Source organism: Variovorax sp. RA8 (assembly GCF_901827175.1).
GTDB lineage: Bacteria > Pseudomonadota > Gammaproteobacteria > Burkholderiales > Burkholderiaceae_C > Variovorax.
This window is the reverse complement of the sequence record NZ_LR594662.1, coordinates 4,810,944-4,823,689: the sequence shown is the minus strand read 5'-3', so window position 1 is coordinate 4,823,689 and position 12,746 is coordinate 4,810,944. Positions and strand designations below refer to the sequence as shown.

14 protein-coding genes are annotated in these 12,746 nt (G+C 70.5%); 7 read left to right on the top strand and 7 right to left on the bottom strand.

What is annotated here, in order from left to right:
- Positions 1 to 15 precede the first annotated feature (15 nt).
- Positions 16 to 621 carry a CoxG family protein gene (locus tag E5P3_RS22710; protein WP_162588016.1) on the top strand — a complete coding sequence of 202 codons (606 nt, stop codon included), beginning with the start codon at positions 16 to 18 and terminating at the stop codon, positions 619 to 621.
- 16 nt (positions 622 to 637) lie between these two features.
- Positions 638 to 1,648, top strand: coding sequence for an XdhC family protein (locus E5P3_RS22705; protein WP_162588015.1), 1,011 nt, complete (start codon positions 638 to 640; stop codon positions 1,646 to 1,648).
- Positions 1,649 to 1,678: 30 nt separating this feature from the next.
- On the opposite strand, the gene E5P3_RS22700 is transcribed toward E5P3_RS22705, so the two are convergent.
- From E5P3_RS22700 to E5P3_RS22685, 4 genes are all read right to left on the bottom strand, one after another.
- Positions 1,679 to 1,897, bottom strand: a complete 219-nt coding sequence (locus tag E5P3_RS22700) for a hypothetical protein (protein ID WP_162588014.1) — start codon at positions 1,895 to 1,897, stop codon at positions 1,679 to 1,681.
- Positions 1,898 to 1,967: 70 nt separating this feature from the next.
- Positions 1,968 to 3,629, bottom strand: coding sequence for a hypothetical protein (locus tag E5P3_RS22695; RefSeq protein WP_162588013.1), 1,662 nt, complete (start codon positions 3,627 to 3,629; stop codon positions 1,968 to 1,970).
- A complete protein-coding gene (locus E5P3_RS22690; protein ID WP_162588012.1) occupies positions 3,626 to 4,216 on the bottom strand; it encodes a YceI family protein in 591 nt (196 codons plus the stop codon). The genes E5P3_RS22695 and E5P3_RS22690 overlap by 4 nt, the downstream gene beginning before the upstream one ends.
- Positions 4,213 to 4,986, bottom strand: coding sequence for a CDP-alcohol phosphatidyltransferase family protein (locus tag E5P3_RS22685; RefSeq protein ID WP_162588011.1), 774 nt, complete (start codon positions 4,984 to 4,986; stop codon positions 4,213 to 4,215). The genes E5P3_RS22690 and E5P3_RS22685 overlap by 4 nt, the downstream gene beginning before the upstream one ends.
- Before the next feature lie 60 nt (positions 4,987 to 5,046).
- On the opposite strand from E5P3_RS22685, the gene E5P3_RS22680 reads away from it, so the two are divergent.
- From E5P3_RS22680 to E5P3_RS22660, 5 genes are all read left to right on the top strand, one after another.
- Positions 5,047 to 6,045: a zinc-dependent alcohol dehydrogenase gene (locus E5P3_RS22680; protein ID WP_162588010.1), complete on the top strand. Its 999-nt coding sequence runs from the start codon at positions 5,047 to 5,049 to the stop codon at positions 6,043 to 6,045.
- A gap of 25 nt (positions 6,046 to 6,070) precedes the next feature.
- Entirely contained in the window at positions 6,071 to 6,469 is a 399-nt protein-coding gene (locus E5P3_RS22675) for a 6-pyruvoyl trahydropterin synthase family protein (protein ID WP_162588009.1), read from the top strand.
- On the top strand, positions 6,466 to 7,539 hold the full coding sequence (locus E5P3_RS22670; RefSeq protein WP_162588008.1) for a glycosyltransferase family 4 protein: 1,074 nt from the start codon (positions 6,466 to 6,468) through the stop codon (positions 7,537 to 7,539). The genes E5P3_RS22675 and E5P3_RS22670 overlap by 4 nt, the downstream gene beginning before the upstream one ends.
- Positions 7,536 to 8,405, top strand: coding sequence for a class I SAM-dependent methyltransferase (locus E5P3_RS22665; RefSeq protein WP_162588007.1), 870 nt, complete (start codon positions 7,536 to 7,538; stop codon positions 8,403 to 8,405). Before E5P3_RS22670 ends, E5P3_RS22665 begins: the two co-directional genes overlap by 4 nt.
- A gap of 401 nt (positions 8,406 to 8,806) precedes the next feature.
- A complete protein-coding gene (locus E5P3_RS22660) occupies positions 8,807 to 10,057 on the top strand; it encodes a WD40/YVTN/BNR-like repeat-containing protein (protein ID WP_162588006.1) in 1,251 nt (416 codons plus the stop codon).
- A gap of 12 nt (positions 10,058 to 10,069) precedes the next feature.
- Here the strand turns inward: E5P3_RS22660 and E5P3_RS22655 are convergent, their stop codons facing one another.
- Genes E5P3_RS22655 through E5P3_RS22645 form a run of 3 tightly spaced genes read right to left on the bottom strand, consistent with a single transcriptional unit; the run spans position 10,070 to position 12,567 of the window.
- Positions 10,070 to 10,990 (bottom strand): RibD family protein, encoded by a 921-nt coding sequence (locus E5P3_RS22655; protein ID WP_162588005.1) that lies wholly within the window; start codon positions 10,988 to 10,990, stop codon positions 10,070 to 10,072.
- The gene (locus E5P3_RS22650) at positions 10,987 to 11,868 is read right to left on the bottom strand and encodes a hypothetical protein (RefSeq protein ID WP_162588004.1); all 882 of its coding nucleotides are present in this window, start codon (positions 11,866 to 11,868) and stop codon (positions 10,987 to 10,989) included. The genes E5P3_RS22655 and E5P3_RS22650 overlap by 4 nt, the downstream gene beginning before the upstream one ends.
- A gap of 27 nt (positions 11,869 to 11,895) precedes the next feature.
- Positions 11,896 to 12,567, bottom strand: a complete 672-nt coding sequence (locus tag E5P3_RS22645; protein WP_162588003.1) for a glutathione S-transferase family protein — start codon at positions 12,565 to 12,567, stop codon at positions 11,896 to 11,898.
- Positions 12,568 to 12,746 lie beyond the last annotated feature (179 nt).

Genomic DNA, 12,746 nt, shown 5'->3' with positions numbered 1-12,746 from the left:
AAAAAAGGAACCCTCATGGAAATGCTCGGCAACCGCCGCCTCCCGATCACGCAGCAGCAGGCCTGGGAGGCGCTGAACGATCCGGAGACGCTGAAGAAGTGCATCCCCGGCTGCGACAAGTTCGAACCTGCCGGCGAAAACGAATACACGGTCGCGCTGGCCGTGAAGATCGGTCCGGTCTCGGCCAAGTTCAACGGCAAGGTCAAGCTGGCCGAGATCACGCCGCCCGACAGCTACAGGCTCTCCTTCGAGGGGCAGGGCGGCGTGGCGGGCTTCGCCAAGGGGTCTTCCAGCGTCTCGCTCAAGCCGGTGGCCGATGCGCAATCGCCGGGCTGCGAGCTCGACTACACGGTGCAGGCGCAGGTGGGCGGCAAGATCGCGCAGCTGGGCCAGCGCCTGATCGACGGCGCAGCCAAGTCGACGGCCGACGACTTCTTCAAGCGCTTCGAGGCCGAGATGCAGGCGCGCTACGGCCCGCCACCTGCGGTCGAGGGCACCGAGGCGCAGGCTGAAGAGCCTTCCGAGAAGACCGGCAAGATGGCGGGTCTCATGCGCAAGATGGGCTTCGGCAAGAAGGACGACTCGCCCGAAGCGGACGCCGGCCAGAAGCCCGGCGAATAGCGCAACGGACACGAGCATGGAAAACCTCGACGTGATGGTCCTGCGCACGCTGCGCGACTGGCGGCTCGCAGGCCGCCGCGCGCTGCTCACGACGGTGGTGCGCACCTGGGGTTCCTCGCCGCGGCCGATCGGCTCGATCATGGCGCTGGCCGAGGACGGCGCGGTGGTCGGTTCGGTCTCGGGCGGCTGCATCGAGGACGACCTGATCGCGCGCTACAGCCGTGCCCACGACGCCCGGGGCGAGATGCCCTCGGGCCCGCCGGCGCTGGTCAAGTACGGCATCACGGCCGACGAGGCGCACCGCTTCGGCCTGCCCTGCGGCGGCACGCTGGAACTGCTGCTCGAGTACGACCCCGACGCTGCCTCGCTCGCGACGCTCGTCGAGGCGCTGGAGCAGGGGCGGCTGATGCAGCGCACGGTCTCGCTGGAGGACGGCGGCGTGCGGCTGGCCGAGGCGGGCGCGCCCGCGGAGCTCACGGTCACTGACAAGGAACTGGTCAACACCTTCGGGCCCGAGTACCGCATGCTCCTGATCGGCGCCGGCCAGCTGGCCGAATACCTGTCGACCATGGCGAAGTTCAGCGGCTTCGCGGTCACGCTGTGCGATCCGCGCGCCGAGTACCGCACCGCCTGGTCCACGCCGGGCGTGACGATCAGCACCGAGATGCCCGACGACGCCGTGCTCGCCTTCAAGCCCGACCGCCGCAGCTGCGTGGTGGCGCTCACGCACGATCCCAAGCTCGACGACCTGGCCCTGCTGGAAGCCCTGCAGAGCGAGGCCTTCTACGTGGGCGCGATCGGCTCGCGCCGCAACGCGCAGGCGCGGCGCGAGCGAATGATCGAGCACTTCGACCAGACCGAGGCTTCGCTCGCGCGCCTGCGCGGCCCGATCGGCATCTACATCGGCAGCAAGACGCCGCCGGAGATCGCGGTCAGCGTGATGGCCGAGATTCTGGCCGTGAAGAACAACGTGACGCTGCCGCGCGAGACCGAAGTCGCGGTGGCCAAGGCGGCTGCTGCCGGTTGAACGCGTGCCGAGGGGGCTCGGCGCCGTGCCTCAGTGCTTGCGCAGGCCGGCGAGGAACGTGGTGCTGCGGCCGAAGGCGCGCTGCATCTGCTTCGACTCGCGCGCCTCCTTGCCGGCCCTGGAGAACGCGAAGCTCGCGGCGGCGAGCACGAAGCAGCCGCCGATCGCGATCAAGAGGCCGGTGAAGGAGCCCAGCCACCAGGCCGTGACAGGGACCCCAATGCTGGCAAGAAAGAGGAGGATGCGCATGGACGAAAAGGTATCAGAGCATGTGGTTCGCGGCTGTGAACTATTTCTCGGAACACTGACACGATCCGCCTCATTCGGCCGCGCCCGTCAGGCCGGCCCGGCCGCTGTCGAAGACCTCGAGCAGTAGCGGCGTGAGCGCGTGCATGTGCGTCGGCTCAGTCCGCGGTGCCGGCAGCAGGCCCGGGCTGAAGCCATGGCCTTCGAAGCGCCGCAGCAGCGCGGCATCGGCGCTGATGATGTGGACCGGGACGTCCCAGGATGCACCGGCGCCGCTCACGCTGGCCAGCGGTTGGTGGTCGCCGATCACGATGGTGAGCAGTTGCCGCGGCGCGCGGTGCTGGAGGTAGTCGCCCAGCCACCGGAAGGTGTAGGCCAGGGATTCGAGGTAGGCCGGCACCGGCGCCTGCCAGGAGACCGGCGCGGCCAGTGATCGCGCCAGCTCGGCCGGGGTGTAGGCCTCGCTGCCCGTGAGCTTGTCCCAGTCCGTCACATACGGCGGCAGCGGCCGGAAGGGCGCATGGCTTGCGAGCGTCGCGAAGACCATGAAGCGGGGCGCGCGCTCGGCGGGCGGGGTGGCCAGCTCCTGCGCATGCAGCAGCGCCATCGAGGCCTGGTCGGGCACCCGCCAGTAGCCGAAGGCCGGTCCCCGGTACCCGATGCGCTGGGCGTCGCCATAGCGGTCGAAGCCAAAGAAGCGGCCCTCGGGCCAGGGCCGCTGCAGGCCGGGCATCCAGTTCACGGTGCGCCAGCCGTTGGCCTGGAAGTGGCGCACCAGGGTCGGCCGCTGCGTGGCGAGCAGCAGCTCGTAGGCGCCGGGATCCTGCATGTCCACGCCGCTCAGCAGTTCGGCATGGGCCAGCCATGAAGCGCCGCCGTAGGTGGGCGAGCGTACGCGCGCCGACACCACCTGCAGCCCCCCGGCGGCAAGCGCCTGCGCGAAGGCCGCGCGTTGCGGCGCCAGGGCGGCGGCCTGCCGCGGATCGTCCAGCGTGGTAACGCCGTAGGACTCGGCGAAGAGCAACAGCACGTCCGCGCCGCGCAGGCCGGCGAGGCTGCCCTGCGCGAAGTCGGGGCTGGGCGCGAGGCGCGCGCTGGCCTGCCCGGGCAGCAGCTGGCCCGCCAGCACCCCGGCCTGGTGGGCGAGGATCGGCGCTACCGGCATGGAGAAGAACCAGCGCGTGTCGCGCCCGCCGACGCCGTGCGCCGCGAAGCAGGCGCCGAGCAGCAGGCCGGCCAGCCCGATCGCCGGGCGCGGGCGCGGCCAAGCGAGGGCCTGCGCAATTGCGCGCCAGCAGCGCAGCGCCAGCGCGTACAGCAGCAGCGGCACGGCCAGGACCGCCAGCGCGCCCAGCCCGATCTGCCAGGCCGGGAACTCGCCCATGCGCAGCACCTCCAGCGCATGGCGGCTGTCCCAGTAGAGATTGAGCTGACGGCCGAACACGGCCGATACCGTGACGTCGAGGTAGCGCGCGACGATCCAGAAGCTGCTCGCGGCGGCCAGCATGCGCAGCGCGCCGGTGCCGGTCCGGCCGCGCCAGGCGACCCACGCCCCCAGCGCCAGCAGCGCCACCACCAGCTCGAAGGACAGCCGTAGAGCAGGCTGCGGCCACAGGCCGGGGCCGTGGTTCTCCAGCGTCAGCAGCGCATTGAGCGGCAGCAGCGGCAAGGCGAAGCGCGCCAGCCAGCCGCCCCCGCCCGCGGGCGGTGTCGAGGGCTGGCGCGTGGTGGTCACTTGCGCCTGGCCTCGAACTCGATGATCAGCGCCACCTCGTCGCCGACCCAGCCGTTGTCGACGCCGTAGCGCATGCCGTAGGCGCTGCGCTTGAAGCTGCCGCGCGCCGAGACGCCCATGATGTAGGCCTTGTCGATGGGCGAGGGGCCGCTCTTGTTCCAGGTTGCCGTGAGCGTGAGCGGCTGCGTGCGGCCCAGCAGCTCGAGCTGGCCCGCGATCTCGAAGCTGCGCTCGCCGGTGCGCTTGGCATTGGCGGCGGTGAACACCATGCGCGGGAACTCGGCGCTGTTGAGAAAGTCGGCGCTCTTCAGATGCTGGTCGCGCTTGGCGTAGTTGCTGAACACGCTTTGCGTGTCGATCTCGATGCGCACCTGGCTGAGCGCGGCGGTGGCTTCGTCGAAGCTGTAGCTGCCGCGCGCGGCGCGGAACAGACCCAGCACCTTGGCATAGCCGATGTGGTCGACCAGGAAGCCCACCGTGAGGTGCTCGGGATCGAGCTCGTAGCGCGCAGACTCCGCGCGGGCGGATGCCGCGGCGAGCGTCAGCAGGAAGGCCGCGCACAGCGTGCGGGCAGCGGGAGCTTTCATGTCGCAGTCTCCGGTGGAACGTCCCGTCGGCGCAGCAGCCATGCGACGTCGATTGCGAAGGAAGCCGCCAGCAGGGCGAGGCTCGCGGCCGCGAGGGCGCGGCTCCAAGGCAACGCGATGATCGGGCCCAGGCACACGATAAGGCTGGTGATCTGCACGACGCACACCGTCTTGCGCCGCCCGCTGAGCGGCAGCGCGCGCGCCAGCCAGGGCCAGGGCCGCGCGGCCAGTATGAAGGCATAGCGCATCAGGCCTACCGCCACGATCCAGGCGCCGGCCTTGCCGAAATGCACGACCAGCAGCGACAGCACCAGCACCAGCAGCGCATCCGTTTCCATGTCGAAGCGCGCGCCGAAGTCGCTGGCCAGGCCGCCGCGGCGCGCCAGCGGGCCGTCGAGCGCATCGAGCAGCGCGGCGCTGGTGGCGACCACGATGCTGCCCCAGGCCACGGCGTCGTCGGCCGGCTCGCCGATCAGCGCGGCCAGCAGCGCGATCAGCGCCAGGCGCGCCAGCGTCACCCGGTTGGCGGCACCGAAGCGCGTGTTCGGCGCGTGCGCGGCAAGGCCTGCCAGTACCAGAGCGAAGGCCGTGGCGAACACGGCCAGCGACTTGAGCTGGAACCAGGGACCGAACTCGCCCAGGTGGCCCAGCAAGGCGGCCAGCGCCGCCAACAAGAGGAAGCAGGGGAGGGCCTCGCGCCAGGCATCGCGGCGCAGTGCGGCCAGGCGTGTTGCGCCGCGCGCAGGTGCATCAGGGGATCGCGTGAGCATGGTCTTAAGATCGGTTGCCGAACACGAATCGCCCGCCGCCGGCGGACGACCCCAAGGAGCATGCCAGCAAATCCATCTCGCGTCGCCCCGGGCGAGTCCCGGGCCTGCTGGGTCGAGGCGCCGGGCCGCGCCGGCCTGCGACAGGCCGTGCTGGCCGGGCCGGGCCCGGGAGAGGTGCTGGTGCGCGCGCTGCACAGCGGCATCAGCCGCGGGACCGAACTGCTGGTGTTTCGCGGCGAGGTGCCCGAGAGCGAGTACGAGCGCATGCGCGCGCCTTTCCAGGAAGGCAGCTTCCCTGCGCCGCTCAAGTACGGGTATGCCAGCGTCGGCGTGGTCGAGCAGGGGCCGCAGGCGCTGCTGGGGCGCACGGTGTTCTGCCTTTATCCGCACCAGACCCGCTACGTGGTGCCGGCCGAGGCGGTGCACCCGCTGCCCGAAGGCCTGACGCCTGCGCGCGCCGTGCTGGCGGCCAACATGGAGACGGCCGTCAACGCGCTGTGGGACGCGGCGCCGCGCATCGGCGATCGCGTCGCCGTGGTGGGCGCGGGCGTGGTGGGGCTTTTGGCGGCCTGGCTGGCCGGACGCGTGCCGGGCTGCGAGGTCGAGCTCATCGACACGAATACCGAGCGCCGTGCGGTGGCCGAGCGGCTGGGCCTCGTCTTCGCGAGCCCGCAGCGCGCGCGTCCCGATGCGGACCTGGTCATCCATGCCAGCGGCAACGCCGAGGGGCTCGCGACCGCGCTGCGGCTCGCCGCCTTCGAGGCCACGGTGCTCGAGATGAGCTGGTACGGCCGGCAGGCCGTCACGCTGCCGCTGGGCGAGGCGTTCCACTCGCGGCGGCTCACGCTCAGGAGCTCGCAAGTGGGGCACGTCGCGCTGCCGCAGCGGGCGCGCTGGAGCCATGGCCGCCGGCTGGCGCTGGCGCTGGCGCTGCTGCGCGATCCGGCGCTCGACGCGCTGATGACCGATGCAGCGCCCTTCGACGAGCTGCCGGCGGTGCTGGCACGCCTGGCCGCGGGCGCGCCGCAGACCTTGTGCCATCGCATCGACTATCCCTGAACCCTTCACTCATCGCAAGGAAGCCATGTACAGCGTCAACGTCCGCGACCATTTCATGATTGCCCACAGCTTTCGAGGCGAGGCCTTCGGTCCGGCACAGCGCCTGCATGGCGCGACCTATGTGGTCGACGTGGAGTTGCGCCGCGCCGAACTCGACGCCGACGGCATGGTGGTCGACATCGCGCGCGCCACCGAGGTCCTGCGAAGCGTGCTGGCCGAGCTCAACCTGCGCAACCTCGACGATGACCCGGCCTTCGAGGGCCGCAACACCACCACCGAGTTCATGGCGCGCGTCATCTTCGATCGCGTGGCCGGGCGCATCGCGGCCGGCGAGCTCGGCCCGCATGCCGGCGGACTCGCGGCCATGCGCGTGCGGCTCAACGAATCGCACGTGGCGTGGGCTGCCTACGAGGCGGCGCTTTGACCGGCTCAGGCCAGTGCAGCTTCCTGGTGCCGGGGGACCTGGGCACCCGCACCGGCGGCTACGTTTACGACCGCCACATCATCGAAGGCTTGCGTGCGCGGCACTGGGCGGTCGAGGTGCTGTCGCTGGGCGAGGGCTATCCGGCGCCGGAGGCCGCCGCGCTGGCGCGCGCCGCGCATGTTGTCGAGGCCCTGCCCGATGGCGCGCTGGCCGTCGTCGATGGCCTGGCCTTCGGTGTCGTGCCCGAACTCGTGCGGCAGCATGCGCAGCGGCTGGACTGGGTCGCGCTGGTCCACCATCCGCTTGCGCTCGAAACGGGGCTGGATGCCGCCCGGCGCCAAGCGCTTTTCGAGAGCGAGCGGCGTGCGCTCGCCCATGCGCGCGGCGTGATCGTGACCAGCCCGTCCACCGCGCGCGCGCTGGCGGACTTCGATGTCGAGGCCTCGCGCATCGTCGTGGTCGAGCCGGGCACCGAGGCGGCGCCGCTGGCCACGGGCTCGGGCGGCGATGCCTTGTCGCTGCTGTGCGTTGCGACCGTGACGCCGCGCAAGGGCCACGCGCTGTTGGTCGAGGCGCTGGCCGGATTGAAGGGCCGGCAATGGGTCCTGCATTGCGCCGGCAGCCTGGCGATGGACCCCGCCTGCGTTTCCGCGCTCGCGCAGGCCATCGACGCCCACGGCTTGCGCGAGCGCGTGCTGCTTCACGGCGAGCAGGACGAGGCGGGCCTGCGCACGCTCTACGCCGAGGCCGACGCCTTCGTGCTGTCTTCCTTCCACGAGGGCTATGGCATGGCGCTGGCCGAGGCGCTGGCGCATGGGCTGCCCGTGATCAGCACGCGCGCCGGGGCCATCCCGGATACCGTGCCGGATGGGGCGGGAATGCTGGTGGCGCCCGGCGATGTTGCCGAACTGCGCGGCGCGCTGCAGCGCTTGATGGACGATGCGACCTGGCGTGCACAGCTTGGCGCCGGCGCGCGCGCCGCGCGGGGCGACCTGCCGAGCTGGGCGCAAAGCAGCGCGCGCTTTGCATCGGCGCTGGCGGGCTTCGGGCGGCAGGCGGCTTTGCCATGACAGGCTTCAGCGCCGAGTGGCTGGCACTGCGCGAACCGTTCGATCTTGCGGCGCGCGCCGGATCGGCTGCGACGCTGGACCTGCGCGGCATGGCGACCCGGATGCGCCGCGATGCCCGGCCGCTCGATGTCCTGGACCTGGCTTGCGGCACCGGCGCCAATCTGCGTGCGCTGGCGCCCTGTTTGGGCGGCGCGCAGCGCTGGCTGCTGGTCGACCATGATCCGCGGCTTCTGGCTGCGCTGCCCGGCGTTTTCGCGCAGTGGTCGCGCGCGCAGGGGCTGGTCGTGCGTGCTGGCATCGAGTGCCTTCTCATCGAAGGGCCGGATTGGAATGCAGAGGTGCGATGGCGGCGCGCCGATCTCGCGAGCGCGCTGGATACCGTGCCTTTCGCGGACGCACAGCTCGTCACCGCCGCTGCGCTGCTGGACCTGGTGTCCGCATCCTGGCTCGATGCGCTGTTCGAGCGGGTGCGAAAGGCGAACGCGGCGATGTTCCTTGCCCTCAGCGTCGATGGGCGCGTGAACTGGACGCCCGTTGTCGAAGGCGATGAGCTCGTCCACCAACTGTTTGCGGCGCACCAGCGTCGCGACAAGGGCTTCGGGCCCGCGCTCGGAGGCGAAGCTCCGGCGATGGCGGCAGCTCGCCTGACTGCAATGGACTACCGTGTCACTCGGTCGTGCAGCGATTGGCACATCGAGGAGATGACCATGCTGCAGGCCATGATCGACGGCATGGGCAGCGCTGCGCTGGAACAGGATCCGAGCGCGTACGCGCTCATTCAGGCGTGGCAGGCGCAACGGCGGGTGTCAGCGCCGCGCAGTTGCCTGCACGTGGGGCATGTCGACCTTCTGATGCTGCCGGCGTAGGCGCCCCACGCCGCACAAGCAGAAGCGGAACGTCTCGCGCACGTGACCGGGGCAGGTACGAAATACGCGGCCGATGGCCCGAGTCCTGCCGTCTGAATTCTCGCTTTTTCTGTCGGAATCAAAGCAAAGCGATCCGCCGTCACAAGAATCGTCGTTGCCTCGACTGGACCTGCGTACGAGAGGGCCTGGAAGTGGTGGGCCGCCGTGGCCGAGGTGCCGCGCGCTCCTTATTTTCCAGGATTGAGTCATGCGAACTTCTTACCCCCTCATCGGGACCCTAATGCTGTCCTTGCTGCTGAGCGCCTGCGGCGGCGGTGGCAGCGATCGAAGCGAATGGGCCGCCCTGGCCGCGCTCGCAGCTGCGAGCACACCCTCGAGTACGAGCACCGGGGCAAGCACCGATGGCCCAAGCACCGCTGAACCAAGCATCGTCGACCCAAGCATCGACACCGGCGGACCAAGCAGCCGAGATCGGCAGCACGGGCTACGTGTGCAACGGCACGGACGGCAGCATTGCCGCGAGCGAATCGAACACGCTGGCGAGCGTGGTCGGCGATGCCGTGGCTGCGAATTGCGCTGGCGGCAGCAAGGTGATTGCAGGGGTGGACGGCAACGCCAACGGCGTGCTGGATGCGGACGAAGTCAGCGCCACGAGCTACATCTGCAACTGCGCAGGGGGCCCCCAGGTCGACGTCACTGGCGTGGCGGTGCAGGCGCAGCCCAATACTTGCTACATCGCCCGCAACGCCACGGCGCAGGTGGTGGTGACATTGCCCGCCAGTCCGGCCATCGGCGACGTGGTGCGCGTTCGCGGTGCCGGCCTGGGCGGCTGGAAGATCGCGCAGAACCCCGGGCAGGCGGTGGACACGAAGAGCCTGGGCGGCATGGCCGGGGCCAACTGGACCGTGCGCGAATCCAATTTGCCCTTGTCGTCCGTCGATGGGCAGGGCACCGTCATCAGCCGGAGTCGCATGGTGTTCTCGGCCGACGGCAGCACGCTGGCTGCTGCGGTGTCCGGCGGCCAGATCTATACATCGACCGACAACGGCGCAAGCTGGACGGCGCGTGAGTCCAATAGATGGTGGACTTCCATCGCCTCCTCGACCGACGGCACAAAGCTTGTGGCGGTGGACGGCGCTCTCGGTCAGCTCTACACCTCGACCGACAGCGGTGTCAGCTGGACGCCGCGGGAGTCCGGTCGGATGTGGTCTTCCGTGGCCTCGTCCGTCGACGGCAGCAAGCTGGTCGCGGCAGTAGATGTTGGGGGCCAGCTCTACACCTCGACCGACAGCGGTGTCAGCTGGACGGCGCGCGAGTCCGCCCACGCATGGACCTCGGTGGCTTCGTCGGCGGATGGCAGCAAGCTGGTGGCGGTAGCGGCCGACGACCAGATCTACACCTCGATCGACAGCGGCGTGACTTGGATTGCGCGCGAGTCCAGCCGGCCGTGGTATTGGGTGGCTGCCTCGGCGGACGCCAGCAGAATGGTGGCCATCGCGTTCGGCTCTAAGTTCTTCATGTCCGAAGCATCGACCACCCTGGGCACGGGTGGCTCGATCGGCGGCACCGCGTCCGATTCCATCGACCTGCGATATGTCGGCAACGGTGTGTTTACCGTGCTGAGCCACGAAGGCAGCTTGGCGATGCAATAGCAGCCCGTGGATTCATCGCGCTGAACTCGCTGCCCGCAGATCCAGGTCCCACATCACATCCGCTCCCATGCGGAACACGCGCGCAGCAGGCCGCGGGCATTCCCGCATCGCCGCGCCGGGCGGCAACGACAGCCCCGGCCGCCCGCTGCCGATCAGCACCGGTGCAACGCTGAGGTGCAGCCGGTCCATGCACCCTTGCGCGATGAAGCGTGAGACGGTGACGCCGCCGCCTTCGACGAAGAGCACCTGCAGGCCGCGTTGCTGCAATGCGGGCAGCAGCACGCGCAGGTCGAGCGGGCCGTCCGCGTTCTTCATCAGGCCGGGCACGCCGAGCACCTGCTCGGCGCCCACGCGCTGCGCTGCCTCCGCCGCACGTGTGGCATCGCAGACCAGCAGCGTGGGGGCCTGCCGGTCCGACAGCACGCGCAGCGTCGGGGGCAGCTGCAGCGAAGGGTCGATCAGCACCCGCACCGGGTGTTCGCCCGCCACGCGGCGCGTCGTGAGCTGCGGGTTGTCCATGGCAGCCGTGCCGGCGCCGACGATCACGGCGTCGCAAAGCGCTCGCAGCCGGTGCAGATGTACCAGCGCCTCGGGCCCGTTCACGAAGTTGGAGTCGCCGCTGCGCGTGGCGATGCAGCCGTCGAGGCTCTGGCCCAACTGGCCGATCACCCAGGCGCTGCCTTCCGGCGGGCGGTCGAGCACGGGCTTGAGCAGCGCGAAGAGCTCGATGGCTTCTTCGTCCCACGCGTCCTCGTGAAGCGCGAAGCCGCGCGATGGATGCCAGGTGAAGGGCCGCGTCGCATCGGATACCGGCCGTGGGCCCAGGCCACGGCGATGGCGCACGATCTCCAGGCACAGGGGCCACAGCGCATCGATGCCGGGGAGCGTGAGCGGGGCTTGCATCAGGGGTGGACGCAGGTTGCGGGCATTCACCACCTGGGCTTGTAGTAGGGATCGTCCATCGTAGCGCCTGGCGCATCGGACGCGCCGCCCTGGGCCACGGCGAGCGCGGCGGCCACCCAGACGAGCGCGACGGCAGCGACGATGAGCGGCTCGACCCAGGTCCTGGCGGTCGTGCTGGCAGGTCCAGATGGGCGTCGCAGGCGCCGGCGCGCCCAGCGTACCAACGGCCCGGACATGAAGGCCCCGGCAAGGAGCAGCAGCGGCAGCGGCCGCGCCTCCGTCAGGAGCGCCGTGGCCAGCATCAGGGCGAGCCAGGCCAGCACCGCAACGATCGCACCGCTCGCGCCGAAGGCGATCCGCACGAAAGGCCAGAGCCACAGCGCGCCGCCCGCAACCGCGGCGGCGAGCGCCAGGCTCGCCTCGAAGAGCAGCGCCGAGCCCGAGAGCATGGCGATGGCGGCCAGGCCGAGGCTGGCGATCACCAGCACCGCGGCGGCGTCGGCGCGGGCCGCGTGCTCGCGAAGCACGGCGCGGATCACCGCCAGGCCCAGGAGCCAGAGGCCGATCATGAGCGGCAGAGGTTTGGCGGCCAAGGTTGCGAGCGCCAGTGCCCACAGGAGGCCGGCAGCCAGCCACTCCGTCCGCCGGCTGGCATGCAGCGCCTCCAGCCCCAGCCCCACAAGTGCCGCGGCGGCATAGATCCAGGGCAACCGCTCGGTCAGCGCGCCGGGCGGCAACTGCCAGCCGAGCAGCCACACGGCCGCGCCGACGATGGCCACGGCCACGCCCGCGGCAGCCCAGCGCCGTCCCTGCACGCCGCCGAGGGCTCCGCGCAACATGCCCGTTACCGTGAACGCGACGAGCAGTGGCAGCAGCAGGCTCTGGATCAGGGGATGGTGGAGGTCCATCGTCGGGTTATGAGCCGCGGCGTCGCATCAGTCAATGCTGGCATCCTGCGGCGACACGCCCTGGGCCACGGCGGCTTCATGTTGCGCGGCAAGGGCGCGCCGAAAGCCTTCGCGCTGCCGGAGCCGCGCCCAATAGGCCGCTACGGCCGCAGGCAGTCGAGCACCAAGGTGCAACTGTTCGGCGAGCATCAGCGCATACCCGACCGAAATGTCGGCGGCAGTGAAGCGCCCGGCCGCGAGGAACTCGTCGTGCTGCAGCACGGCGTCGATGCCGCGCAGCCGCGCGAGGAACCAGCGGGTGTAGTCCTCGACCACCTGTGGCAGCTTGCGCTCGTCCGGCTCGAAGCGGCCGTAGCGCAGCACGAGGGTCTGCGGAAAGGTCAGCGTGGCCTCGCCCTGGTGCAGGCCGTTGAGCCAGGCGCCGAAGCCGGGCTCGTGAGGGCGCACGGCGAGACCCTTGGCGTTCCGAGGATCGAGGCGTTCGGCCAGGTACTGGCAGATCGCGGCCGACTCGGTCATGCGCGTGTCGCCGTCGATCAGGAAGGGGATGGTGCCCAGCGGATTGATGTCGAGGTAGCTGCGCTGGTGCGCGCGGGGCGGGAAAGGCAACACGCGCAGGTCGTAGGGCGCGCCCAGCTCTTCGAGCATCCAGAGCGGTCGGAAGGAGCGGGCGCTGACGCAGTGGTAGAGGACGACCATGCGCGCACTCTACCCGCCGCAGTCCGTATCTCGATCGAGGGTCGCGCCCGATGGCGGGATCCTCCTTCCGAAGGCATGTCCCAGGCGAAGGGGACGCGGAGGCGAGGAACGCTGAAGGACAATTCCCCATACCGGCCCCATGCCGCACCCGCCCGACCATCCGCGTAAGCTGCTGGAAA